Source organism: Sulfurimonas sp. SWIR-19 (assembly GCF_020410885.1).
GTDB lineage: Bacteria > Campylobacterota > Campylobacteria > Campylobacterales > Sulfurimonadaceae > Sulfurimonas > Sulfurimonas sediminis.
The window spans coordinates 879950-904954 of the sequence record NZ_CP084578.1 but is presented as its reverse complement, the minus strand read 5'-3'; the positions used below and the strand labels follow the sequence as shown (position 1 = coordinate 904954).

At 37.8% G+C, this 25005-nt stretch carries 25 protein-coding genes; 8 read left to right on the top strand and 17 right to left on the bottom strand.

Annotated elements, in window-relative coordinates:
• Nucleotides 1-97: 97 nt before the first annotated feature.
• On the bottom strand, nt 98-1447 hold the full coding sequence (locus LCX93_RS04690; RefSeq protein WP_226068982.1) for a class II 3-deoxy-7-phosphoheptulonate synthase: 1350 nt from the start codon (nt 1445-1447) through the stop codon (nt 98-100).
• Nucleotides 1448-1567: 120 nt separating this feature from the next.
• Here LCX93_RS04690 and LCX93_RS04685 point away from each other — a divergent pair, with 120 nt between their 5' ends.
• Genes LCX93_RS04685 through lysS form a run of 4 tightly spaced genes read left to right on the top strand, consistent with a single transcriptional unit; the run spans nt 1568 to nt 5117 of the window.
• Nucleotides 1568-2491, top strand: a complete 924-nt coding sequence (locus tag LCX93_RS04685; RefSeq protein WP_226068980.1) for a GGDEF domain-containing protein — start codon at nt 1568-1570, stop codon at nt 2489-2491.
• Nucleotides 2481-3098 (top strand): CvpA family protein, encoded by a 618-nt coding sequence (locus LCX93_RS04680; protein ID WP_226068978.1) that lies wholly within the window; start codon nt 2481-2483, stop codon nt 3096-3098. The genes LCX93_RS04685 and LCX93_RS04680 overlap by 11 nt, the downstream gene beginning before the upstream one ends.
• 2 nt (nt 3099-3100) lie before the next feature.
• Entirely contained in the window at nt 3101-3586 is a 486-nt protein-coding gene (locus tag LCX93_RS04675; protein WP_226068976.1) for a Fur family transcriptional regulator, read from the top strand.
• Nucleotides 3587-3602: 16 nt separating this feature from the next.
• Nucleotides 3603-5117 carry a lysine--tRNA ligase gene (gene lysS, locus LCX93_RS04670; RefSeq protein ID WP_226068975.1) on the top strand — a complete coding sequence of 505 codons (1515 nt, stop codon included), beginning with the start codon at nt 3603-3605 and terminating at the stop codon, nt 5115-5117.
• Between the two features lie 29 nt (nt 5118-5146).
• On the opposite strand, the gene LCX93_RS04665 is transcribed toward lysS, so the two are convergent.
• From LCX93_RS04665 to LCX93_RS04590, 16 genes are all read right to left on the bottom strand, one after another.
• Nucleotides 5147-5407 carry a hypothetical protein gene (locus LCX93_RS04665; protein WP_226068974.1) on the bottom strand — a complete coding sequence of 87 codons (261 nt, stop codon included), beginning with the start codon at nt 5405-5407 and terminating at the stop codon, nt 5147-5149.
• Nucleotides 5408-5620: 213 nt separating this feature from the next.
• Nucleotides 5621-6310: an SAM-dependent methyltransferase gene (locus LCX93_RS04660; RefSeq protein ID WP_226068972.1), complete on the bottom strand. Its 690-nt coding sequence runs from the start codon at nt 6308-6310 to the stop codon at nt 5621-5623.
• Nucleotides 6303-6926, bottom strand: a complete 624-nt coding sequence (gene hisG / locus LCX93_RS04655) for an ATP phosphoribosyltransferase (RefSeq protein WP_193151590.1) — start codon at nt 6924-6926, stop codon at nt 6303-6305. The genes LCX93_RS04660 and hisG overlap by 8 nt, the downstream gene beginning before the upstream one ends.
• Complete coding sequence (locus LCX93_RS04650; RefSeq protein ID WP_226068970.1) at nt 6920-7558, bottom strand: type III pantothenate kinase; 639 nt, start codon at nt 7556-7558, stop codon at nt 6920-6922. The genes hisG and LCX93_RS04650 overlap by 7 nt, the downstream gene beginning before the upstream one ends.
• Nucleotides 7543-7863: a hypothetical protein gene (locus LCX93_RS04645; protein ID WP_193151589.1), complete on the bottom strand. Its 321-nt coding sequence runs from the start codon at nt 7861-7863 to the stop codon at nt 7543-7545. Before LCX93_RS04645 ends, LCX93_RS04650 begins: the two co-directional genes overlap by 16 nt.
• Nucleotides 7864-7870: 7 nt before the next feature.
• Nucleotides 7871-10201: a bifunctional diguanylate cyclase/phosphodiesterase gene (locus LCX93_RS04640; protein ID WP_226068968.1), complete on the bottom strand. Its 2331-nt coding sequence runs from the start codon at nt 10199-10201 to the stop codon at nt 7871-7873.
• A gap of 6 nt (nt 10202-10207) precedes the next feature.
• Nucleotides 10208-10420, bottom strand: a complete 213-nt coding sequence (locus LCX93_RS04635; protein WP_226068966.1) for a hypothetical protein — start codon at nt 10418-10420, stop codon at nt 10208-10210.
• Between the two features lie 15 nt (nt 10421-10435).
• The gene (locus LCX93_RS04630) at nt 10436-10648 is read right to left on the bottom strand and encodes a hypothetical protein (RefSeq protein WP_226068964.1); all 213 of its coding nucleotides are present in this window, start codon (nt 10646-10648) and stop codon (nt 10436-10438) included.
• 40 nt (nt 10649-10688) lie between these two features.
• Entirely contained in the window at nt 10689-11186 is a 498-nt protein-coding gene (locus tag LCX93_RS04625; protein WP_226068962.1) for an HIT family protein, read from the bottom strand.
• 263 nt (nt 11187-11449) lie between these two features.
• Entirely contained in the window at nt 11450-12733 is a 1284-nt protein-coding gene (locus LCX93_RS04620; protein ID WP_226068960.1) for a TRAP transporter large permease, read from the bottom strand.
• Nucleotides 12730-13194, bottom strand: coding sequence for a TRAP transporter small permease subunit (locus tag LCX93_RS04615; protein WP_193151583.1), 465 nt, complete (start codon nt 13192-13194; stop codon nt 12730-12732). Before LCX93_RS04615 ends, LCX93_RS04620 begins: the two co-directional genes overlap by 4 nt.
• Nucleotides 13195-13197: 3 nt before the next feature.
• Nucleotides 13198-14643, bottom strand: coding sequence for a Mur ligase family protein (locus LCX93_RS04610; protein ID WP_226068957.1), 1446 nt, complete (start codon nt 14641-14643; stop codon nt 13198-13200).
• Between the two features lie 13 nt (nt 14644-14656).
• Complete coding sequence (gene estV / locus LCX93_RS04605; RefSeq protein WP_226068955.1) at nt 14657-15391, bottom strand: EstV family lipase; 735 nt, start codon at nt 15389-15391, stop codon at nt 14657-14659.
• Complete coding sequence (locus tag LCX93_RS04600; RefSeq protein ID WP_226068953.1) at nt 15392-16429, bottom strand: D-alanine--D-alanine ligase; 1038 nt, start codon at nt 16427-16429, stop codon at nt 15392-15394.
• 13 nt (nt 16430-16442) lie between these two features.
• Nucleotides 16443-17012 carry a Holliday junction branch migration protein RuvA gene (gene ruvA / locus LCX93_RS04595; protein ID WP_151900647.1) on the bottom strand — a complete coding sequence of 190 codons (570 nt, stop codon included), beginning with the start codon at nt 17010-17012 and terminating at the stop codon, nt 16443-16445.
• Nucleotides 17013-17014: 2 nt separating this feature from the next.
• Nucleotides 17015-18934: a flagellar assembly protein A gene (locus LCX93_RS04590; protein WP_226068951.1), complete on the bottom strand. Its 1920-nt coding sequence runs from the start codon at nt 18932-18934 to the stop codon at nt 17015-17017.
• 100 nt (nt 18935-19034) lie between these two features.
• Between LCX93_RS04590 and murJ the strand changes: the two genes are divergently transcribed.
• Genes murJ through LCX93_RS04570 form a run of 4 tightly spaced genes read left to right on the top strand, consistent with a single transcriptional unit; the run spans nt 19035 to nt 24999 of the window.
• Nucleotides 19035-20441 carry a murein biosynthesis integral membrane protein MurJ gene (gene murJ, locus LCX93_RS04585; protein WP_226068949.1) on the top strand — a complete coding sequence of 469 codons (1407 nt, stop codon included), beginning with the start codon at nt 19035-19037 and terminating at the stop codon, nt 20439-20441.
• Nucleotides 20428-21828 (top strand): cysteine--tRNA ligase, encoded by a 1401-nt coding sequence (gene cysS, locus LCX93_RS04580; protein WP_226068945.1) that lies wholly within the window; start codon nt 20428-20430, stop codon nt 21826-21828. The genes murJ and cysS overlap by 14 nt, the downstream gene beginning before the upstream one ends.
• On the top strand, nt 21829-22743 hold the full coding sequence (locus tag LCX93_RS04575) for a class I SAM-dependent methyltransferase (RefSeq protein ID WP_226068944.1): 915 nt from the start codon (nt 21829-21831) through the stop codon (nt 22741-22743). It abuts the gene before it with no gap.
• Between the two features lie 6 nt (nt 22744-22749).
• Nucleotides 22750-24999, top strand: coding sequence for a sensor domain-containing protein (locus tag LCX93_RS04570; RefSeq protein WP_226068942.1), 2250 nt, complete (start codon nt 22750-22752; stop codon nt 24997-24999).
• The last annotated feature ends 6 nt before the right edge of the window (nt 25000-25005 follow it).

Genomic DNA, 25005 nt, shown 5'->3' with positions numbered 1-25005 from the left:
ACTCTCGCCCGCACTGAAGTACGGGTTCCCGAAAAACTGCATATTCTCTCCGAATTGGTACTTTAGTGCCGACTCTCTTAACTTAAGGAAAAGCTCCTTATTTATTCGCATCCTGTAAAGAATCAGCGATTAAAAATGCCAACTCTAATGACTGGTCAGCATTGAGACGCGGGTCACAATGTGTATGGTAACGAGAACTTAAATCTTCTTCTGTTACAGTAAATGAACCACCGATACACTCCGTAACATTTTTTCCTGTCATCTCCAAGTGAACTCCGCCGGCAAATGTACCCTCAGCCTTATGCACCTGAAAGAACTGTTTCATCTCTGTCAAAATTGCATCAACCGGACGCGTTTTATAGTTGTTTGATGACTTAATGGTATTTCCGTGCATAGGGTCACATGACCAGACAACATTGAGTCCCTCTCTCTCAACAGCACGAATCAATGCAGGCATATGCTCGCCGACTTTGTTTGCACCCATTCTCACAATGATATTGAGACGCCCTGCTTCATTTTCAGGATTTACCGCCTGAGCCAACCGTACCAGATCATCCGGGTCCATAGTAGGTCCTGCTTTAATACCTATAGGGTTTTTAATACCTTTCATATATTCAACATGTGCACCGTCAAGCTGGCGTGTTCTATCCCCTATCCATACCATGTGCGCTGCAGTATTGTACCAGTCACCGGTAAGAGAATCTTGTCTTGTAAAAGCCTCTTCATATGGTAAAAGCAGTGCTTCATGTGAAGTGAAAAAGTCTGTTTCACGCAATGTTCTGTATGTTCTGGATGTTACGCCACAGGCTTCCATAAACTTTAATGATTTTTCTATATCTTCTGCCAATGCTTCGTATTTCTCACCCACTTCACTTTTATGGGCAAAATCCAGGTTCCACTTACTGACCTGATGCAAGTCAGCCAATCCGCCTGATGCAAAAGCACGGAGCAGATTTTGTGTAGCCGTAGCCTGGTTATAGGCTTTTATCATGCGTTCAGGATCCGGTGTACGGGACTTTTCATCAAAATCTATACCGTTTATAATATCTCCACGGTAAGAATCAAGGGTAATATCCCCTTTTGTTTCTGTATCAGAAGAACGCGGTTTGGCAAACTGACCGCCGAGACGCCCTACTTTTACAACAGGAAGTCCGCCGGCATAGGTCATAACAACCGCCATTTGCATCAAAGCTTTAAAAGTATCACGAATATTATCTGCATGAAATTCACTGAAACTCTCGGCACAGTCACCGCCTTGCAGTAAAAAAGCTTTTCCCTGTGACACATTGGCCAACTGTTCTTTGAGTGAACGTGCTTCTCCTGCAAATACCAGTGGCGGGTAGCTTTTCAACTCTTTTAAAACAGCTTCAAGTTTTGCTTTATCAGGATATGTCGGTTGTTGTAATATCGGTTTTTCTCTCCAGCTAGACGGGCTCCAAGTGCTCATTATCAGACCTTATATATTATTGTTTTTGGAATTTTATCAAAAAATAGCTAAAATTGCTATGAGAAAAGCTTTTTTTATGCTTAAATTAGTATAATTGTGAATATTTTTATTTGGAGATTTATGACAAAAAGTGACTTAAAATCATTAGTAACTCAAATGTATCATGAGCTGCTTGAAAATATTGACACACAACAAGAGCCTAACAAAGAACAGGTGATTACCTATTTGCAAGATGCTGTGATGACTATTCAAAATATAAATGACGGAGATATAGACTCAGTAGAACATGCAAAACTGGCATTCACCAACACTTATAAAGAAATTGCAAATAAAACACTTTTATCATATCAACATACAAACAACAAATTTGCAAAACTGACTCAAATTCATGAAGAGACTATTCACAGCTATGAAAACCAGCTTATAGATATGCCCTCAATAAAAGAAAAGTTTGATGAGATTCAAAATCACATGGCAAAAGAGGTACAACGCGCAAATCAGGTCATATCAGAGTTAAGTACACAGGTAAAAGAACTTGAAGAGAGCTCAAACCTGGATTCTTTGACAAAAATATTCAACAGACGGGCACTTGATGCATACCTTCAAAAACTCTGTGCAAAAAAAGAGTTAGAGTATGAACTGCACATACTCCTTCTGGATATAGATGATTTTAAACATATCAATGACAAATATGGTCATGTTGCAGGTGATAAAATACTGATTTTTGTTGCCAGACTTTTAAGAAAGACATTACGTGACGGTGATAAAGTTTTTCGTTACGGTGGTGAAGAGTTCTTAATCATACTCAACAGAATAGATGCAAAAACCTGCCAAAAAATCGCAAAAAGAATTTTAACGCTTATCAGTTCAAATCAACTCTTTTATCAGGGAAAATCTTTGAAAGTAACAATGAGCCTGGGTGCGACAATGTACTACCCCGGCGATACAGCGGAAACACTTATAAACAGAGCTGACAAGGCACTGTACAAATCCAAGCAAAACGGAAAAAATCAAATGCATATGGAAGTGAAAAATGGAATTTAACTATTTTGACATTATTGTAGGAGTTATCATTCTGCTCCTGGGTTTAAAAGGAATACTCAACGGGTTTTTTAAAGAAATTTTCGGACTCATTGGTATCATAGGCGGTATATTTGTAGCATCGAGATTTGGTGATAATGTCGGGCTGTATCTGAGTAATACGATATTTAAATTTTCAAACGAATCGGCCATAAGTTTTACAGGTTTTCTGGCAACACTGGCACTTTTTTGGCTGGTAATGGTTCTTATAGGATTTGCATTTAAAAAATTAAGCTCTCTAAGCGGTCTTGGTCCGATAGACAAAATTTTGGGATTTATCGTAGGCTCAAGCAAGTTTTTTCTTATTGCCGCAGTTATTGCTTATGCGGTTTATAATGTCAAGGCAATAAGAACGACACTTGATTCTGCGCTCAAAACAAGTATACTCTTTCCTGTTTTAGTCGAAACAGGAAAATATATTATGAAAATAGATCCTACAGATATATCAAATGATATCAATACAACAATTTCACAGGGCAGTGCTGATCTGCAACAAAAAGTAGAAGACAACATTTCAGCAGCAGCCTTGCAGCAAATTGAGACTATTAAAAATCAAATAAAAGAGAAATAATTATGATACATGTAACTACCAACTTCAACAATAAAACTATGGAATATGAAGAACTGCTGAATGATTTTAAAAAATTGTTAAAAAAGAATAATCTTAAATTTACAATTCAGCGTGAAGTAATATTGGAAACTCTGTACAATTCGGATGAGCACCTGACTCCTGAAGATTTGCATCATCTCCTGCAAAACAAATACCCGGAACTAAAAACAGGTATAGCGACTGTTTACAGAACACTTTCACTTCTTGAAGACTCCCAGGTTGTTACCTCACTTTCATTTGGAGCACAGGGGAAAAAATACGAACTTGGTGTAAAAATACATCATGACCATCTCATCTGTACGGAGTGTGGAAAAATCACAGAATTTTTGGATGATGAGATAGAGAAACGCCAACATGTAATCACAAAAAAACTCGGATTTAAAATGACTGACCACTCTATGCAGATATATGGCATTTGTAAAGAGTGTCAAGAAAAAGAAAACAACTAAGAAAGAAGGAAAACTATTGATTTTTGAAAATAAATACATACAGCAAAGAATAGAAAAAGCAAATGCATTGAAAGATGCAGGATACAATCCTTATGCGAATGATTCACAAAGAAATACAACTATCGAAAAATATTTGAATGTCAACTCTGATGTAGCCGAGATGGAAAACAAACGTGACGAAAAGCGTCACTACATTGTAAGCGGGCGAATAAAATTTCTTCGCATCATGGGAAAAGCGAGTTTTGTAAAGATTGAAGATGAAAGCGGTATGTTACAGGTTTACATCACGCGTGACAATCTTCCTGAGGGTTTTTACAACACTATGTTTAAAAAAAATATAGAAGTCGGAGACATCATTGAAGTCGGCGGTTTTCCTTTTGTAACAGGACAGGGAGAACTCTCTTTACATGTAGACAGTTTCAAGCTCCTGACAAAAGCCATCTCACCGCTTCCTGAAAAGTTTCACGGTATTACGGACAAAGAGATTCGTTACAGAAAACGCTATCTTGATCTGATTATGAATGCGGAAGTAAGAAAAACTTTTCAAATCCGTTCCCGCGTTATCTCTTTGACACGCCGTTTCTTTGAGGACAAAGGCTTTTTGGAAGTTGAAACACCTATGATGCACCCTATTGCAGGCGGGGCCAATGCCAAACCTTTTGTTACACATCATAATGCACTCGGTGTTGACAGATACCTCAGAATTGCACCGGAGCTTTACCTTAAAAGATTGATTGTCGGCGGTTTTGAAGCCGTTTTTGAAATCAACCGTAACTTTAGAAATGAAGGAATGGATGCAACGCATAACCCTGAATTTACCTCTATAGAGTTTTACTGGGCATACAAAACATACAAAGATTTAATCGAAATCACAAAAGAGTACTTCCAGTACCTTTTTGAACATTTAAATCTGCCGACACTCTTGCCTTACGGTGATTTGGAAGTCAATTTTGCAAACTTCCAGGAGATTCCTCTTATAGAGTCTTTAACAACTGTTGGCGGCGTTCCTGCCGATGTTGTAAAAGACAAAGAAAAAATCATTGCTTATCTTAATGAAAAAGGTATTACAGTAAAACCCGGAATGAATTTAGGACAGCTTCAGGGCGAACTTTTTGACGAGTTTGTTGAGAAAAAACTTATTGACCCTACTTTTATAACAGAGTATCCGGTTGAAATTTCTCCACTTGCAAGAAGAAGTGATGCGCATCCTGAAATTACAGAGAGATTTGAACTCTTTATAGCAGGCCGTGAAATTGCCAATGCCTTCAGTGAGTTAAATGACCCAATAGACCAACTCGCACGTTTTGAAGGGCAGATGGCTGCAAAAGAGAGCGGAGATGATGAAGCCCATGAAATGGACAGCGATTTTGTTGAAGCGCTCAGCTATGGAATGGCACCGACGGCGGGCCAGGGAATAGGAATAGACAGACTTGTAATGTTGCTGACAAATGAGCACAGCATAAGAGATGTTTTACTGTTCCCTGCTATGAAGCCTGTACAGGAAGAAAACACAAAAGAAGAGGAAGAGTAAGAATACTCTTTCCCCCTCCCCTCTGCTGATTACAGCTTCTCTGGAGTCAGCCCTGCACTCTCTAAAAAATGACGCAGTTCTACCACTACCTCTTTTGAAATATTTGTATCTTGATGAGGAAGAGGCATAACATACTCTTTGTCATTTAAAAATATCTTTACATGATGATTTTTTGTCATCTCTGTTTTTGCACCATAATGTTCTAGGGCATGTATTAGTTTTTTATAATCAATATTAGATGAAAGCGGATGCTCAAATACTTTTTCTATTTTTGCTTTGTGTTTACTCATGGGTAAATCCTTTTATTTTTTATTTATAGTGTTATTATACCATGCAGACAGAGAAACTTTTGCTACCTAGTTTGCATTTTTTCACTCTCAGCCCATCCTAAAGGATCAATGCCATTAAGTTAAGCATTTATTTGGAATCGGTACTTTAGTGCCGACTGTTGCTACATCCTTTCCATTCTCAGCCCGGACAGAAGTCCGGGTTCAAATTCTTTACTACTCTGTTCTTTTTTTAAAGATAAGCAGTGTTTTGTCTTCTGTATCATAAAGAGAAAAAGTCTGTTTTTCCACAAGTTTGAGTTTGGAGAGTTTTTGAAATATCTGTATTTTATGAAAATACTGCACAATTGTATCCTGGTGTTTTATATAACTTCCATCTTCCTTTTTTTCAAAAAGTGTGAATTTTGTATGCAGTTCATTGTTTTGAAATATGGCATCGACACTTAAAAACTCTTTCTCGTTTTCACTGCTCATCGTCCCTTCTGCCACATCCCTGAAACCGTAAAGCGTATTGATATCAGCAATAAACACACCCTCATCATTGAGTTTGTCCGCAACCGATTCTAAAAAAGCAAGAAGAGTCTCATTATCCATAAAATTTAAAACATCAAAAATACTCACAATGGCATCAAATTTGCCATCAACCTCTTTTATGTCAATGCACTCGGCGTCAAATCCCTGCTCTTTGCACTCGGCAACCATTACGGCACTCAAATCAATGCCTTTACATGTAACGCCGTCGCTACTCATTCGCTGCATAAATCCGCCACGACCGCATCCGACATCCAGCAGTGTTTTTACACTGTATTCATCCAGTTCCGAGCGGTATAAATCATAGAGTGCTTCTGTAGCCTCTTCTATGCCTAAAAGATGTTCTGCCTTGGCATAAAGATCAAGATTAGTCATTTTCTGCTTTTATCACTTCATTGATTTTTTCGTAAATATCCAAAACTTCATCTTTTTTGGCAATATAACTGTTCTTGTTTGCTATGAGATAGGTCGAACTTGTCATAATGTCCTGCACGACTTCCAAACCGTTTTGTTTCATAGTTGTTCCCGTTTCAACAATATCAACTATCATATCTGCAAGACCGATTAACGGAGCAAGTTCTATAGAACCGTAAAGTTTTATGATTTCTACACTCACAGCTCTCTCTTCAAAGTAACGCTTTGTAATGTTGACCATTTTAGAGGCTACTTTGAGCTCAGGTTTTGTCAAATCAAACTTCTCACCCTTTCTCATGCCTATCGCCACTTTACAGATGCCACGACGCAAATCAAGCAGACGAACAACATCAAGCCCCTGCTCTTCCAGTGTATCAAGCCCGACAACCCCAATATCGGCTGCCTGATGGTACACATAGGTTGCCACGTCTTGATTGCGCACAAGTAAAAAACGAAATTTCGGTGTCTCTAGAATTAGTTTTCTGTCATCAAATTTAAAACTGTCACCAAAAATAGTTTCAAAAATTTCCAAAGTTTCTTTGGCTATACGACCTTTTGGCAGTGCAACTGTTAGCATAGTCTATCCTCATTCTGTAATATAATCTTTTTCATAGAGTTGAAAATCAGTTTTTCATCGACTTTTGCATCTCTAAATATCTTTTTAAATTCCAAGGCATCGCCGCCTGTCAAAATAACCGGCAGATTATGGGACATTACTTCACTATAGAGTGTTTTTAAATATCCGTAACTTATGGCATCTTGTGAATTTTTTGGCATTATATCCAAGTCACACTCAAAGTTAAATGAATATGCCAGCGCAGGAGAAATATTCTCATAGGTTTTTTGCATTGCCTGAATACCCGGATAGATAAAACCGCCCACAAACTCGTTATTTTTAACAACATCAACAGTCACAGCACTCCCCGCATCAATAATAACACCCTCATTGATTGCTTCTACTGCAAATATTCTGTCTATTCCCATAGTTTGATAATATTTTTTTTTATCAATATATTCAGATAAATCTATCCAGTTTGACAAAGAGTGTAGCTTTACATGTAAGGCTTTATTGACACAGATATAATATACCTTTTCTTTGACAGATGAGGGGTCGAAACTTTTTACACTCTCTTTGTATTCTCTGTTTTTATTACAAAAATGATAGGAAGTATTGCCTATATCACACAAAAGCATTATTGGATTTTCCATCCTGCTTCTTTAAAAGCTTTTTGGGCTTTTGAGCATAAGGGTGCATCTATAAACAAAATCTTGTGTTTAAAATTGTGTTCACAGTAGAGTGTCAGCTTTGCATAAATCTCTTCAAATTTATGCACATCTTTCATCAATATTCTGCTCTTTTGACTCACAGCAAAAATTGCCCAAAAATATCCGCGTATATCAGTTGCTTTGTAAATTTTTATTCTGTTTCTTATTCTCAACTCTTTAGGAGAGATTTCCTGCATCTTTTTAAATATTTTACCCTTGTGTCTCAAAGAGTCTACAATCATTTGCATACTAATACTATACTCCTCTGTTTCTAGAAATTATAAATGCTTCACATTCATCTACGGGTAACGGCTTGGAGAAATAATACCCTTGAATATCATAACATCCCTCTTGCACTAAAAAGTCCAGTTGGGCTTTTGTCTCAACACCTTCTGCTATTATTTGCAAGCCTAAATTTTTTGCCAAAGATATAATTGTTTTGACAATTGCAACATCATCTTTGTTTTTTGGAACATCTATAATAAAACTACGGTCTATCTTGATTTTGTTTACCGGCAGTTTTTTCAGATAGGACAATGATGAATATCCTGTGCCAAAATCATCTATAGAAACGGAAATACCCAAGTTTTGTATTTTATTTAAAATATCAATAGATTTTTGAGGATCTTTCATAATCTGACCTTCAAGAATTTCAAGTTCCAAAAAAGCTGTATCAAACTGCAAACTCTCAACAGTATAAGAAAGTTCCTCAATATAATTACTGCTTTCTATCTTTTTCGTAGACACATTTACAGAAACTTTTCCAAATTCAAGACCCTTTTGCTGCCATTTGAGTATCTGTTTTATTGCATGCGTCAACATGTATTTGTCAATTTCAAGAATTAAACCTGTTTCTTCACAAAACGGGATAAAATCATTCGGGTTAATCAAACCTTTTTGCGGGTGTATCCAACGAATCAATGCTTCTAATCCTACAATTTTTCCGTTTCTTGCATCTATTTTCGGTTGAAAGTAACTTACAAACTCCCTGTTTTTCAAGGCTTTGCGTATATCTGCATCGAGTTGAATTTTCTGCAGTGCCATCTCTGTCATTTTTTTCTCATAAAACTGATAGGTGTTTTTACCGCTGTCTTTTGCTTTATACATGGCAGTTTCGGCATTCCGTAAAAGCTGACTCGCTTTTTTGGCATCTTGAGGATACAGGGCTACACCAATACTGAATGTAGTATATATTTCTATATTTTTTATATTAAACGGTTTTTTCATCTGAATTAAGATAGATTCAATCAGATTTATCGTACTGAAATGAGTTGTATTTCTGTGCAATATGGCAAACTCATCTCCGCCAAGTCGTGCCAAAGTATCATCATTCTTTATACACTTTTGTAGTCTTTTGGTAATTTCTAACAGCAATTCATCACCTACTTCGTGTCCGTAGGTGTCATTGACATCTTTAAAGCTGTCTAAGTCTAAGAAAAATATACTCAACTGTTCGCCGGTTGATTTCCAGTGTTTTATAGCCTCTTCGATCCTGTCTAAAAGTAACACTTTGTTTGGCAGTTCTGTCAAATGGTCATGATGCGCAATAAAGCGTAAAATGTTTGACTGCAACTCCAATTCTTTTGTTTTTTCCTCTACACTCTGTTCGAGTATTTCATTTTGCTCTTCTATAAAGCGTTTGTAATTCACATTATAAACATAATATAAAAGGACTATAATCAATAAAAAAATAAGCAGCGTTACTTCCAAAATACTGTTTTTCGCCTGTTGTATGTCTGAAAGATCAATCAGTCTCAAATCTTTTACAATGATAAAATAGCCCATGGGTTTTGCATTTAAGTCCGGCAACCGCAAGGTTGTAATCAACAGAGAATGTTCTTTGTCTACTATATAGGCAGGAATATCAAGATATTTTGTAATTGACGAACTTTTGACTATTTCAAGCAGTTTATCGCTTTTAAAGGGATTGACTATATAATAATTTTCTACAAAAGTATTGGAGTAGGCTTCACTCAACTGCTTTTTATAACTCTTGTCAACAACTATCAGCAGATCATTGCCACTGCGTTTCATTTTTTCACTTATGGAGTAAAATTTTGCGATGGTCTCAACTATACCTACAAACTTGCCTTTCTCATAGATTGGCACCATTGCTTTAAAAGTCATATCAAATTTTCCGGTACTGATGGTAGAAATGACTTTTGGATTATTGATAAGCTGTTTGACATCTTGTCGCGCAAAAGAGAGTTCATCACCGCTTTTGTCGCTCCAGCTTCTGTAGATACTTCTTCCCTCAGGCGAAATAAACTGTATCCAGATATTTTTTAAAGAGGAGTAGCGTTGCAAAGTTGTAATTAAATTATCAATCTCAAGACTGCTGTGGTTTTTCTGTTTCAACGCATCTTTTATATTCTGATTTGCTGAGAGTGCCAAAGTCACCAGCAAAACCGCCTCCGATTTTTCTTTAATCAGACTCTGCAGTTTATTTTTCATATCTCTGCTGACTTCAAAATACTTTTCATTTTTCAAAGTCTCTACTTTATTGGTCACATAAAGATAGCTGCCTGTTAAAAAAATTGTAATTAACAATACAGCTATGACAATGATTCTTAAAAACTGCGTCATAAAAAATTATTTACTCAAGCCTAACTCTGAAAATAAAACTTCAAAATATTCACTGATATTCAACAACTCTTCCATGAGTGTTCCAAATGCTTTATCCTCTTCTATCCACTCTTCGATTCTTTTGACACTGTCACTTTTTTGGCTCTCATCCAGCTTGTCACTTTTGACAACTGCATCTTTGATTTTTTCTAAATGTTCTTTGTGTTTATGTGCGCTCATTTCTTTTTCCTTGTTTTAATAGTTTTCGTATTTTCCTGCTTTTACATCTTCTCTAAGCTGTTGAATCTTTTTTTCCATAATATTTAAAATAATATCTGCCGCCTCTGTATCATCCGCTTCGGGAACATCCCAGTCTGTTATTTTCATATTCATTTTAAACAGCAATTCCAACTCTTTTTCTATTTCGGCCTTTCTCACTGCCAATTCCTGTATAACTGCATCTGACATTTTCAATCCTTACTTTTTCTTTTAGTATACATCAAATTTATTAAATATCTATATACTTTGGAATGAAACTTTTTATTTTCTTGTAAATCTTTTCAAAATCTGTCGAATAGACTCTTGTATGAGCAACAGCAGTGATAAAGTTCGTATCTCGCTCCCATCTGGGAACAAGATGCATATGAATATGCTCGGCAATTCCGGCACCCGCCGCCTTGCCCAAATTCATCCCGATATTCACGCCGTTGGCACCCAATCCCTCTTTGAGTAGTTTGACACTCTGCTGTGCGAGTTTTGACATGTTCAGCCAAACTTCACTCGGCAGCTCTTCAAGTCTGTCCGTATGCATATGGGGAATAATCATAAAATGCCCAGGGGTATAGGGGTATTTGTTCATCACCATAAAACAGTGTTCATTTCTGTAGAGTACATGTAAAGAAGCATCCTCTTGCGGGTGTGTACTGATGTGGCAAAAAACACACCCTTTTATTTTCTCCTGTGTAACATATTCATCCCGCCAGGGGGCATATAAAATATCTTGCATTCATTCTCCTTTAAAAATTATAAACTATAAACTCATCCGGAATCGGTACTTCGGTGCCGACTATCGCTACTTTCTTGCCACTCTCAGCCCGCACTGAAGTACGGGTTCCAAAAAAAAAGTACAGACTCACCCGGAATCGGTACTTCAGTGCCGACTATCGCTACTTTCTTGCCACTCTCAGCCCGCACTGAAGTACGGGTTCCAAAAAAAAAGTACAGACTCACCCGGAATCGGTACTTCAGTGCCGACTGATGGCGACAGCATTACAAAAATGCAAAAACCAAATCAGGAAAAGCCACAACCAGTCCCAGACCCAACAACTGCAAAGCGATAAAAGGGATAATGCCTTTGTAGATGTCCATCGTTGTGACACTGTTGCCTGCGGCGCCTTTTAAAAAGAAAAGCGAAAGTCCAAAGGGCGGCGTCAAAAATGATGCCTGCAGATTCATAGCTATCAACACGCCAAACCAAATCGGGTCTATACCGAATGCAGCCATAACAGGGACCAAAATAGGTACAATGATGAAACTTATTTCTATAAAATCTATAAAAAATCCAAGTATAAAAATACTCAGCATTGCCACAGCTATAAAAACCCAGACATCACCGATATCCTGTGAAAAAAACTCCAAAATCAAATCAGTTCCGCCGAGTTCGTTAAAAACAAGACTAAAAGTTGTTGCACCGATTAAAATCATAAAAATCATACCGCTGAGCTTCATCGTTTCAAACAGCGCATATTTTATCATTGCAAACTTAAGTGTTTTATTATATGCCGATAAAATGACGCCGCCGAGTACGCCAAAAGCCGCTGATTCTGTCGGAGAAGCGATACCTGCAAATATACTTCCAAGCACGGCAAACATCAACAAAAGCGGTGGGATAATGGCAGATACAACATCCATCAGTGTTGTTTTTTCATCGCTTATCAGTGCCGGGGCATCTTCTTTGTTCATAAAAGCACGAATGAGAATATAGGCTGTATAGAGCGAAACAAGTGTCAGTCCCGGTAAAACCGCACCTTTGAACAAATCACCGACACTGACACTCATCACATCACCCAAAACGATAAGAATAATCGAAGGCGGTATAATCTGCCCGAGTGTTCCGCTCGCCGCAATAGTTCCCGAAGCAAGACCTTTATTGTACCCCGCACCTAGCATCAAAGGCAGAGCAATGACACTCATCATCACTACTGAAGCCGAAACTATACCCGTAGAGGCCGCCAAAATTGCACCCACAATAACAACACTTACACCCAAACCGCCGCGGACGCTTTTAAAAAGTGCACTCATGCTAAGCAGCAGTTTTTCCGCCATCCCTGATTTTTCCAAGATAAGTCCCATCATGATAAAAAGCGGCACGGCCATCAGCGTTGTGTTGCTCATAATACCGTAAATTCTAAAGGGCAGTATGTTAAAAACATCAAATCCCAAAGAGGGAATAAAAAAAGCAAAAAGCATTGCCACACCGCCAAAGGCAAAGGCAACAGGAATTCCCAAAAGCAAAAGTGCAAGAGCCACACCAAACATAAGAAGTGCAATCATAGCGATTTCCATTTTTTAATGTCACTGACAAGTTCTTTGAATGCCTGCAATGCCAAAAAGACAAAGGCAAGCGGCATTAAGGCTTTGACTATCCATCGGTATTTCAGTCCACCAGGGTCGGAAGAGGCTTCGAGCTGTTCAAAACTCATTGTTACAAAATCTATGCTGATGTATATTATTAAAAAAGAGAGTGGCAGAACAAAAAAAAGTGTGGAGATGATATTTATAAGGGCCTGCGTTTTTGGTGAAAATTTTTCATAAAAAATATCAACACGCACATGAGCATTATGACGCAGCGTAAAGGCAATGCTAAGCAAAATCACCACATCAAAAAAGTGCCATTCCAACTCCTGCAGTGCCGTAGAACCATGAGAAAAAAGGTAACGTCCCGTTGCATCAAAAACAACCAAAACAACCAGTAAAGCCAAAACAACAGCAGTCAGATAAGAAATATATTTCATAATCTATATAAAATTCGGAGCATCATTGGCAAAAAGGATGATGTCGCCTGATTTTGTCTGACTGGCTAAAATGTCTACCATTGATGCTTTGTCTTTGAGTATTATTTTGTTCTTTACATGTAAATGCTTGTCAAAAAGATCTGCATTTAAAGCACCTGTGACAATCACAATGTCAAAGACTTTATTGATTGCTTCAATCAGCTGCAGATTCAACGCATCCGTACTCTCAACAAGTCCCGGTGTGACCATTACTTTTCTGCCCTCATGAAGTGAGCACAGACGTATGCCCTCAAGCATACCGTCAATATTTCCGTTATATCCGTCATCGAGAATGATTTTTCCACCGGCTTTTATGAGTTGGAGCCTATGCTCAACCGGTTCAAGGTTTTTGACAGCTTCAACTATCTCTTCATCACTCATGCCAAAACTTTTTGCTATTCTTACCGCTACGGCAATATTCATCGTCTGAAAAGCGCCCAAAATATCTGTATGCAGTTGTAAAGTTTTACCATCTAATTCAAGTTCAAAATCAGTACCTTCAAGCGTTGCCTGTACATTTTTTATCTCATCTCCAAAAAAAGTCACCTTTTCATGCGGTTCATCTGTCACAGAAGTATGAATAAATGCCTGTTGCAACCTTGGTGATTTAATAATTTCGAGTTTTGTAGCGATAATATTTTTCAAAGATTTAAAATACTCTATATGTGCCTCACCGACACGCCCGACCACAACTCTCTGCGGTTCTAAAAATGTCGTAATCGCATAAATGTCTCCACGCTCTCTTGCACCTGCTTCACAGACATATATCTGTGTATCTTCAGGAAGATTATTGTTGATATCCGCAACAATTCCGCCTAAAGTGTTTACACTTCTTGGTGTTGCATAGACTTTAAATTTATACGAGAGAATCTTGGCTGTAAAGTTTTTGATACTTGTTTTGCCGTAACTGCCGGTAATGCAGACAATCTCTAAATCTTTCATTGATTGCAGTTTTTTCTTTGCCTCTTTCATGTAAACTTTAAAAAGAAATTTTTCTATAATATAACTCCCGATATAGGCAATCGCCAAAGGCATAAAAACACCGTATGTTGCACAGCCCTCTTTGAGTGTGCAGAGGACATCTTGAAAGAGTGTCAGAGAAACCAGAAGAATCAAAAATCTTTTTACACGCCAGGTCAAGACCAATTTTTTATCAAGCTTTTTATACCAGATAATGATACTCGGAACAAAAGCAAATATAAAAAATATAATAAAAAATTTACCTGTTGTGTAGTAAGCGATAAAAGGGATAATAAAATACAAAATATGCCAGTGCGGTTTGTGATGTTTGAAAATCACCCTCTCAATTTTATAATCATACCACTGCAGGTTTGTAATAAGATACCAGCCTAAAAGTGTGACAAAAAGAACATTGGTTACAAAGGCCAGTAGTGTTTCATACTCTTGCATTGCATACTCCCTTTCAGTGTTGCATTGTTTCTAAAAATGCAGTTTGAATTTTTCTGGAAATATCCTCTGCATTTTTCATAAAAAAATAATGATCGCCATTATATACTTCCAAAGCAGAATCATTGATAAGCTCTTGGATTTTTCTTCCCGAATCAAGTGGTGTGGCACTGTCCTCTTTACCCCAAAAAAGAAGTGCTTTTTCATCAAATTTTGAAAATTCATCACTAAAATCTTCATTGACCACATTTTTAAAAGTCTGATACATGTATTCACTGAGTTGCTTGGCATCCTCTGCTACAAAGAGCGAACGGAATTTGGACAAACCAAGAACTTTCAATGTCTTAAAAAGTGCTATTTTTGCCTGTACTTTGAAAGGCTTTGGTATATAAATACCGGCACTTGCAACCAAAACAAGCAGTTTTGGCTCCAGCAACAAGGCAACTTTTCCGCCAAAAGAGTGCCCCAGTACAATATCTTTTGAAGCATTCATGTGAATCATCAACAGTTCTACAATTCTTGCCACATCAGCAGTTGTCAAAGCAGCATTACATGTAGAGTTGCCAAAACCCGGCAAATCTATATAGATATGGCGAAAAGTGTCCATATAGGGAGAAAATGTCTGTTTCATCAGATTTTTATTGCTTCCCCAGCCGTGTAACACTATCAAATCAACTTTTGCCTGAGGATTCACTATTTCATAACTGATGTCAAAAGTATGCTGATTATACTGTATTGACTTCACTGCCATCTATTTGCCTTTGGCCTGAGAAATAGAGTGAATATAATCATACGTCACTTTTGGACGTTTTGAATGTGGCAAAGAGGAGGCAAGTTCTTCAAGAGAGGCTGTAAAATCTTCAAAAAGATAATTTGCCATAGAACCAGGAATAGGGTTGATTTCATTGAGCAGCACTTCATCATTATGTACAAAAAAGTCACAGCGTATCAAAGCACCCTCAAACAAACCTCGATAGACTTTTTCAAAATTTGTTTTCAGACGCAGTGTCAACTCTTCACTGACCTCAGCCTGAAGCACCTGTTCGCTTCTTGAAAAGTCCATATACTTTTTCTCAAAGTCTAAAAACTCTTCTTTTTTCGGTTCTTCAACAATGGAGTAATGCATCGTGCCGTTTGCATAATATCCTGCCAGGTTATACTCTTTGACACCCTCCAAAAACGGCTCTACAATGAGTGTATCATCAAATTCAAAAGCAACATCGAGTGCATAATCAAGTTCACTTTCATCTTTGACGACACTTACCCCGATTGAGCTGCCCAAAGATGCGGGCTTGACTATAAAAGGATACGGTATCGTTATATTGCAATGTTCATTTTTATGAATAATTTCATATTTGACATACTTGATACCTATGGCTTCACACAAATATTTTGTATAACGCTTGTCATAAGAGAATGTACAGGCATCCACACGCGGACCGATGTATTTTACAGAGTAAAAATCAAAAAGTGCGGCTATGGTCCCGTCTTCTCCATCCGCTCCGTGAATCAAATTTAACACGATATTGTTGTATTGGCTCTTTGAAAACATGCTCTTTTGTACAAAAGCACCCTGCTCGAGTGTAAGAAGAGGCATCTTTTTATAGGCACCTTTTGAAAAAGTGACTGCTTTCATTTTTGCAGGTTCTATGAGATAAAAAGTATGATCACTGTCACAAAATACAAATGTCAAATCAAAACCTGCTAATTTCTCTTTTAATGCTATAGCACTGACAATGCTTATTTCATGTTCGAAACTTGCACCGCCAAATAAAATTGTTAATTTCAATAGATATGTCCTTTTAAATTGTTTGGAGTTGTTTTAATGCACCTTTTACAAGTGAAGCGGTATCGTCTCCCTCACATGCGCTCAATGCCTTTGCTATCTTATCTTTTTTAAAGCCTAAAGCTTCGAGTGCTTCACTGGCTTCGTTAAATGCCTGTGAGGCCTGCGGTGTTGCATTGTCACCGAGTATTTCAGCATCAAAACCGTTGAGTTCCACTAAAATTCTCCCGGCACTTTTAGGCCCTATTCCGGGTACCTTTTTGACACCGTTCACATCTTTGTTGTTTATAATCGCAGCAAACTGCGAAGGTGTATAGGTAGAACAGATTGCCATAGCAACCTTGGGACCGACGCCGTTGATTTTGATCAGGCGGGAAAACATTTTTTTCTCTGCCATATCCATAAAACCAAAAAGTAACTGTGCATCTTCGCGAATGATGTGTGTTGCAAACAAAGAAACATTTTCTTTTGGCAAAGCAGAAAATGTGTGTAAAGAGATAAAAACCTCATAGACAATTCCCTGTACGTTTACATGTACGTATTTCGGTTCTTTATATTCAATTTTTCCGTGTAAGCCTACTATCATATTTATTTTATTTCCTCTTCATTCATAGGACGTATGGCATATTCGCCTTCGTCCAGTTCAACGAGTCCAAAAACCTTTTCACGGGAACCTTCCATAGGTTTATAAACCAGTTCCATAGGAGGATCAACCAGTTTAAATCTAATCTCATTATACCCTATCCACCTGTCTCTGTTTATAACCCTTGCATCAAAAATATTTTCTTGAAAAGAAGAAGTTTTTGTTGTTAAAAGGTTTAACGCATCCTGTGTCACTGAAACTTCGCTCTTTAAACTCTTTACATTTTCCTGCATGACCTGAAACTGTTTGTATTTTTTTACAAAAGAAGCAGGCATTTTCACTCCGTTTTTTTTGTAATGTAAAAGTCTTTTTTTAATCTCTATAAAAGCAGGTGTTGCTTCTTTGAGCGAATGCATCTGTTTTTTTAATTCTTCTCGTAACTCTTTGAGCTGCAGCTCCAGTTTTTCTATTTTTTGCTGATTCTCGTCCAGGCTTTCTTTGGCTTCTTTTTGCAACAAAGGATCAATCGTAAAAATGTTTTCACTGCCCTGAAGTTTTTGAATTTCAATGCGTTTTGTTGCAATTGCTTTGACATGGGAAGTACAAATTTCTATATCTATTTCCCGGCCTCGAATTATACCACCTAAAGCTTGTGCAACCTTTACCTGCTCACCGTCAATTTCACCATGTTCGAGTCTCGTAACCCGGATATTTTTCCCATAGGCTTTCCCCTTATGAACATTTATTTCCAAGTTGTTTGCTTTGATCACAGCAGTTTTATGTGTCTGTCCGTTTACAGTAGCCTCTTTTGCTATAACTTTTGCATTGGAGCCGACATTTCCTTCAATTTTTATTTTACTTACCTCAACAGTCATACCTGTTCCAACAGCATCCTTGATGGCATCTGTCTCTTTTACAGACATCTCTACATCAGAGTCCACACCGCTTTTGATAGATCCTGTCGTTTTGAAACTGACTTCTCCTACATCAACTTCATTTTTTATCACATAAGTATCATTTTCAAAAGCAATATAGCCATTTTCATTGGCAATATATTTTATTGAGTTTGCATCTTCAACGACCCGTATCGTACTGTCAACTTTAAAAGTCGGTTCATGTTTGACAACAGGCTCAGCAGGTTTTATATATTCACCACGACAGTTACGCCCGGGTTTTCCGGGTTTTGGTTTGATATATTCTATAAGTACTTCATCTTTTTTAACACTTTGTATAAACCCTCTTGACGCATAATCAATTCTTTCGTTTTCATCAAGCTCTTTATTTTTTTCAAAATAGAGTATCAAAGCATCATTTGTTGTGGGTGTCGGCTCAATTCCTTCTGCTATTAAATGTGTTTCATTTTGCGAAAATTCCAGGTGCTGCGCCACTCTGACCCGTGCAGAAATTTTTGAAACCACATCAGGAAGCATCTCATCAAAAATATGCACAAGAATTCCTGCCCGTATTTTTTTCTTATTGATAAGATCCAGAAAACTGTCTTCGAATCTCGGAGAATAATCAACACTTGATCCCGCTGCAATACTCAAATATACTTTGCATTTTGTAGCATTGGCACCAACTGCTGTTTTAAAATTTTTACACAGTTCATCTTCATCCAGCCTTTTGGAAAAAATTTCTATCTCATATGTCTGTTTAATCTGAAAATCTGGGTTTAAAAAGCTCTCTTCATTGTTGAGTTCACGCAGGGCTTCGGGTGTGACTTCTTCCCATTCACCCTCTTCTTTGTCTTTTTTTATTCTCGTATAGGTCTGAATATCAAGTATGTTAAAATCCAGCAATTCCGGTTTTATATCATATGATTTTGCAATGTTAAAAATCTCTTTTGCAACATTTTGCGTTCGTACGACAGTCGGACGAACTTTTCTCACTGTTTTAGTCTTTTTATCAGAACCAAATAATGCCATAATGAAATTACCATACTTTTTTTAATTTTTTTTATGAAAGATTTTAACCAAAGATTTGTTAAAATTATGTAAAACTTATATTATATCGACAAAGAAGCCCATGTTTAAAGCAATTTTCACCAACAGTTTTGGAATTCTCATCTCCCGTGTATTGGGATTTTTTAGAGACCTTTTAACCGCATCCGCACTTGGTGCAAACATATACAGCGATATATTTTTCATCGCCTTTAAGCTCCCCAATCTTTTTCGCAGGATTTTTGCAGAAGGGGCTTTCAGCCAGGTTTTTATACCTGCGTTTACACGCAGCAGACACAAGGCTGTGTTTAGCATCAATATACTCCTTGTTTTTTCTTCTGTCATACTCATACTCACCCTTCTTGTCAATCTTGTACCACAGCTTTTTACAAAAGCAATTGCCACAGGTTTTGATGCCGACACCATTGCCCTTGCCGCTCCCTATGTCGCCATCAACTTTTGGTATCTGCCGCTTATATTTTTTGTCACATTTTTGAGTGCTATACTGCAGTACAAACACCATTTTGCAACCTCGGCATTTGCAACGGCTCTGCTCAATCTTTCACTCATTGCCGCTTTGTACCTCTCTCATGACAAAAGCCAGAGTGAGATTGTTTACTATTTGAGTTACGGGGTTGTACTTGGCGGAATTTTACAGCTCGGTGTCCATCTACTGGCCATATACAAACTCGGACTGGCAAAACTGCTTCTTGGCGGTATAAAGTACTTTGGAACCAAATCTAAAAATATCAAAGAGGATACGAAAAAATTTCGCACAAATTTCTTTCCGGCTGTCTGGGGAAACTCTACCGCACAGGTTTCTGCTTTTTTGGACACTTTTTTAGCTTCGTTTTTAGTCACCGGTTCCATCTCCTATCTTTACTATGCCAACCGTATTTTTCAACTGCCTCTGGCACTTTTTGCCATTGCCACATCTGTTGCGCTTTTTCCAAGAATCGCACGCTATTTAAAGAACAATGATGAAGCAAAAGCGCTTGCAAACCTGCAAAAAGCTTTCTGGTTTTTGGCATTTTTGCTTACATGCAGCACTGTCGGAGGCATTATTCTCTCGCATGAAATCATCTGGCTTTTGTTTGAGCGAGGTGCTTTTGACACCCAGGATACTGCCAACACAAGTGTCGTATTGCAGATGTATATACTTGGACTTTTACCTTTTGGCATACAAAAACTTTTTGTTCTCTGGCTCTATGCAAAAGAGATGCAGGCAAAAGCCGCAAAAATAGCGACTGTTTCTCTTGTCGTCTACATTACTTTTGCCCTGGCTTTTATCGGCCCTTTTGGCGTGGCAGGTTTGGCACTTGCAAGCACCATCGGCGGCTATGTCAGTCTCTTTTTTACCCTTAAAGTGTTTGGGATAAAAAACTTTTTTGCTATACTTCGTTCAAAAAATCTCATCTATCTGGCTGTAAGTTCTGTTGTACTTATCGCATTACTATTCTATTTAAAGGAAGTTCTCCGTGCATATATTTGATTCTGTACAAAAAACAAAACGAAAATTCATTCCGCTCAAAGAGGGCAAAGTCACCCTTTACGTCTGTGGTCCTACCGTTTATGATGATGCCCACCTCGGACATGCAAAATCAGCCCTTGTGTTTGACTTGCTGACGCGTGTTTTGGAGGCAAACGGATATGAAGTCACCTATGCACGCAACATTACCGATATAGATGACAAAATCATCAAAAAAGCGATAGAGCAGAAAAAAGAGATACAGGAGATTACAGACTTTTACACCGAAGCCTACCACAAAGAAATGGAAGCACTCGGTGTAAAAAGACCGACCCTGGAGCCAAAAGCAACACAAAACCTTGAAGCGATGGTTGATTTGATACAAAAGCTCATAAACAAAGGGCATGCCTACACTACACCTGATGGCGATGTCTATTTTGATACGGCGAGCGACAGTGAGTATCTGACGCTTTCACACCGCAATCAAAACGAAGAAGAGAAACAGGAGCGAGTCGTGAGTTCAAGCTACAAAAAAAATCATGCCGATTTTGCCCTGTGGAAAAGTGTCAAAGACAACAGTGTTACCTTTTCTTCCCCTTTTGGTGCAGGTCGTCCCGGCTGGCATCTGGAGTGTTCTGCCATGATAGAAAAACATCTGGCATACAAAGACACGCCTTTTGCCATAGACATCCACGGAGGCGGCGCCGACCTGCTTTTTCCCCACCATGAAAATGAAGCGGCACAGACTCGATGTGCCACAAAACACGAACTTGCAAACTACTGGATGCACAACGGTTTTGTCAACATTGATGGCGAAAAAATGAGCAAATCATTAGGCAACAGCTTTTTTCTCAAAGATGCCCTCAAAGAGTATGACGGAGAGGTTTTACGGTTCTATCTTTTAAGCACACATTACCGAAGTAATTTTAACTTCAACACACAGGATTTAGAGAGTGCAAAAAAACGCCTTGACAAACTCTACAGACTCAAAAAGCGTCTTTTTGGTTTGTCTGCATGTAATGATGAAACACCCTTTAAAAAAGAGCTTTTAAAATCTCTTAATGATGATATGAATGTCTCAACGGCACTCGCTCTCATAGATGAGATGATAAGTAAAGCCAACGAAACACTCGACACTGCAGGAAAACACAAACTGCTCAAGCGTGAAACTCTGGCAAACCTGGCATACATAGAAAAACTTTTGGGTTTTGGTATACAAAATCCTTTTGAGTATTTTCAGTTTGGCATAGATGATGAAACAAAAAAGAAAATAAATACCCTCATAGAACAAAGAGACAGTGCAAAAAAAGAGAAAGATTTCGAACTCTCAGACAAAATCCGTGATGAAATCCTCAGCCTTGGTGTCAATCTTATGGATACCCCGCAGGGAACTTTTTGGGAAAAGATATAAATGACACTCACTAAACTCCAACAGCATCTTGAAAAAAATGCACTTACATGTAATGAAGAGTTTAAACGCCTTTTTCACGGTCGTGGCGGAATTTATGAGGAGTGGAAGCATCTCACGGTAGACTCCATTGATACCATTTTAAATGTTGCCTTATATTTTGAAAAAAAGAATGAAACAGAACTCTTAGAGATGCTCAAAGCCTTTACATGTAACACGCGATACACAACACTTGTAGTACAAAGACGATACCTCAAAGATGCACCGAGTGAAGTGATTACAGGAGAAGTTCCACAGGATTTACATGTAACAGAAAACGGTATGAAACTCAAACTCAACCTCCTCTCCAACAAAAACAGCGGTTATTTTCCCGATATGAAGAACGGGCGTGCCTTTGTCAGAGAAAATGCCAAAGACAAACATATATTAAACCTTTTTTCTTATACCTGTGCTTTTAGCGTTGCGGCAAAGCTCGGCGGAGCAAAAAGTGTTGTCAATGTCGATATGAGCAAAGGTGCCCTCAAAACAGGCATGGCAAATCATGCTTTAAACAGTCTTGACCCAAAAGGTGTGAGCTTTCTCTCATACAACATACTCAAATCATTCTCTTCACTCAAAAGAAAAGGTCCTTACGATATGATTATCATCGACCCGCCAAGCTTTCAAAGAGGCAGTTTCGAGGCAACAAAAGATTATGAAAAGATTATAAAAAAACTGCCGCAAATTGCAAATGAAAACTGCATTCTCTTAGCCTGTCTAAACTCTCCAGAACTCCAAAGCAGTTTCATTATAAATATGATAGAAAAATTCGCACCGGGTTTTAGATTTGAAAAACGACTAAAAAACCTTCCTGAATTTGCAAGCAATGATGAAGAAAAAAGTTTGAAAAATCTTGTTTTTACAAGAGTTGCTGTATAATCAATTATGAAAAAAGAGAACCAAATCAAATATGAACTGATGCGACTGATGGCATTGGACTCTTATGCCTCTTCTCTTGCATTGCTCTTCATAGTTACCGTAGTTGCCACTCTTTTTTGGCAAGAGACAGCACTGAGAGTTCCGCTTGCTTTTTGGTTGCTCTCTCTTTATGCTGTTCTTATAATCAGAAGCTACTGTGTAAAACAGTTTTTGCATAATAAAACAAGCCTTCAAAAAGCACAAACAATTTTTAGTTTTTCCACCCTTTTTTCGGCTCTGCTCACCAGTGCAGGTTTTTTGTTTTTATTTACAACTGCTGACCATGTGCATCAGACATTTATTATTATCATAATTTCCGGAACTTCAGCCGGTGCTGTCATTACACTCTCTTATTTTAAAAAACTGAGTATCAGTTATTTGTTTGTCCTGCTGCTTCCGCTTGTTTACACTCTTTTGACACATAAATCGAATGCTTTTAACGCACTGAGCTATCTTATCATTTTGTTTTTGATTATGCTCTCGCTTTTTTCGGCAAAATACAATAAAAATATTATCACTTCATTAATAAGCAAATATAAAATTTTGGCGACAAAAAAAGCACTCGAAGTTTCAAAAAACAATTTTGAATCAATTTTCAAAGAACTTCCTATCGGTATTTTTACCTACAACAAAGATCTTGTACTGACCCAGGTCAACAAAGCATTTGCAAAAATTATACAGGTTCCTCAGGAAAAACTTTTCAACCTTGACATGAAAACACTCAAAGACAAGTCTATCATAGAACCCCTGCAAAAAGTATTCAAAAATGAAAAGGCAACCTATGAGGGCACTTACCATACAACACTCACTGATTTGGATTTATGGATACGCCTCCATGCAATTCCCATGTACGATGCCCAAGGCAATATCATTGCCGGACTGGGTATGCTCGAAGACATCACAACAGAGATACAGAATCAAAAAAAACTGGAGTATCAGGCTTTTTATGATTCTCTGACCGGTTTAACCAACAGAGCCTCTTTTCGCAACTATTTAGAGCAGTTTATAAAAAAACTGCACCGTTCAAAAGAGTATGGTGCCCTGCTTTTCATTGATCTGGATGACTTTAAGAATATTAATGATTCTATCGGGCATGATGTCGGTGATTCTGTATTGCAGATATTTGCACAAAGAATCAAAAAGGTTCTCAGAGCAGAAGATATTTTTGCCAGATTGGGCGGTGATGAGTTTGTCATTCTTCTTTCTCAAACCGATGCAGATCTTGCAAAGATACATGAAACAGCTCTGTACTTATCGGAAAAAATTCATACAACCCTCAAAGAACCGATACACAAAGGAAATGAAACACTCTATATATCACTCAGTATAGGCATAAAAATACTCACGCCCGAAGAACTTGATACTACTACCATACTCAAACATGCAGATATCGCCATGTATGAATCAAAAAAAGGAGGAAAAAACAAAACCTCTTTTTATGACAGTACCATGAGCAGACAGATACAGGAACAACTGCTTTTACACAATGAACTCAAAATTGCCATACAGGAAAAACAGTTTGAACTCTACCTGCAACCTATTGTAGAGACAAAGACAAATAAAATAGTCTCTGCCGAAGCATTGATACGATGGAATCACCCTACAAAAGGGCTTCTGTTTCCAGATGCTTTTATAGAGTATGCAGAACAGTCCAGCCTTATCATCAACATAGGCAGTTGGGTGATAGAGAGCGCCTTTGCACTGTATAAAGAACTCGAAGATACGCTTGAAAATATTGCTGTAAATATCAGCTTGAAACAATTTTCTCAAGATAATTTTGAAAAACTTTTGCTTACAAATGCAAAAAAATACAATGTTGACCCGCACTCTATAAAGCTTGAGCTTACAGAATCTATCATGCTTAATAATCTAAATGACACAATAGATAAAATGTTGCATATCAAAGCACACGGCTTTGCATTTTCCATGGATGATTTTGGCACAGGCTACTCTTCGCTCTCCTATCTGAAAAATCTGCCGTTTGATTATCTCAAAATAGACCAAAGTTTTGTGCGGGATATGCTTGAGAATGAAAATGACAAAAAGCTTGTAAAAATTATCATTGATGTTGCAAAACAGTTTGATTTTTCCGTCATAGCCGAAGGAGTGGAAACAGTCGAGCACGCTCACTTTATAGAGGAAAACGGATGTGACTACTATCAAGGCTATTTGATATCCAAACCTGTGCCTCTGAGAGAATTTAAAAAACTCCTCTAAATGACT

Coding starts and splice junctions, on each gene's coding strand:
- LCX93_RS04610 (WP_226068957.1), bottom strand. CDS start 14,643: ATGCAAGAGTATGAAACACTACTGGCCTTTGTAACCAATGTTCTTTTT.
- estV (WP_226068955.1), bottom strand. CDS start 15,391: ATGGCAGTGAAGTCAATACAGTATAATCAGCATACTTTTGACATCAGT.
- hisG (WP_193151590.1), bottom strand. CDS start 6,926: ATGCTAACAGTTGCACTGCCAAAAGGTCGTATAGCCAAAGAAACTTTG.
- LCX93_RS04650 (WP_226068970.1), bottom strand. CDS start 7,558: ATGGAAAATCCAATAATGCTTTTGTGTGATATAGGCAATACTTCCTAT.
- LCX93_RS04625 (WP_226068962.1), bottom strand. CDS start 11,186: ATGCAAGATATTTTATATGCCCCCTGGCGGGATGAATATGTTACACAG.
- LCX93_RS04690 (WP_226068982.1), bottom strand. CDS start 1,447: ATGAGCACTTGGAGCCCGTCTAGCTGGAGAGAAAAACCGATATTACAA.
- LCX93_RS04590 (WP_226068951.1), bottom strand. CDS start 18,934: ATGGCATTATTTGGTTCTGATAAAAAGACTAAAACAGTGAGAAAAGTT.
- LCX93_RS04665 (WP_226068974.1), bottom strand. CDS start 5,407: ATGAGTAAACACAAAGCAAAAATAGAAAAAGTATTTGAGCATCCGCTT.
- LCX93_RS04570 (WP_226068942.1), top strand. CDS start 22,750: ATGAAAAAAGAGAACCAAATCAAATATGAACTGATGCGACTGATGGCA.
- LCX93_RS04630 (WP_226068964.1), bottom strand. CDS start 10,648: ATGTCAGATGCAGTTATACAGGAATTGGCAGTGAGAAAGGCCGAAATA.
- LCX93_RS04675 (WP_226068976.1), top strand. CDS start 3,101: ATGATACATGTAACTACCAACTTCAACAATAAAACTATGGAATATGAA.
- LCX93_RS04575 (WP_226068944.1), top strand. CDS start 21,829: ATGACACTCACTAAACTCCAACAGCATCTTGAAAAAAATGCACTTACA.
- ruvA (WP_151900647.1), bottom strand. CDS start 17,012: ATGATAGTAGGCTTACACGGAAAAATTGAATATAAAGAACCGAAATAC.
- LCX93_RS04680 (WP_226068978.1), top strand. CDS start 2,481: ATGGAATTTAACTATTTTGACATTATTGTAGGAGTTATCATTCTGCTC.
- LCX93_RS04620 (WP_226068960.1), bottom strand. CDS start 12,733: ATGATTGCACTTCTTATGTTTGGTGTGGCTCTTGCACTTTTGCTTTTG.
- murJ (WP_226068949.1), top strand. CDS start 19,035: ATGTTTAAAGCAATTTTCACCAACAGTTTTGGAATTCTCATCTCCCGT.
- LCX93_RS04645 (WP_193151589.1), bottom strand. CDS start 7,863: ATGCAAATGATTGTAGACTCTTTGAGACACAAGGGTAAAATATTTAAA.
- LCX93_RS04615 (WP_193151583.1), bottom strand. CDS start 13,194: ATGAAATATATTTCTTATCTGACTGCTGTTGTTTTGGCTTTACTGGTT.
- LCX93_RS04685 (WP_226068980.1), top strand. CDS start 1,568: ATGACAAAAAGTGACTTAAAATCATTAGTAACTCAAATGTATCATGAG.
- LCX93_RS04660 (WP_226068972.1), bottom strand. CDS start 6,310: ATGACTAATCTTGATCTTTATGCCAAGGCAGAACATCTTTTAGGCATA.
- LCX93_RS04640 (WP_226068968.1), bottom strand. CDS start 10,201: ATGACGCAGTTTTTAAGAATCATTGTCATAGCTGTATTGTTAATTACA.
- LCX93_RS04635 (WP_226068966.1), bottom strand. CDS start 10,420: ATGAGCGCACATAAACACAAAGAACATTTAGAAAAAATCAAAGATGCA.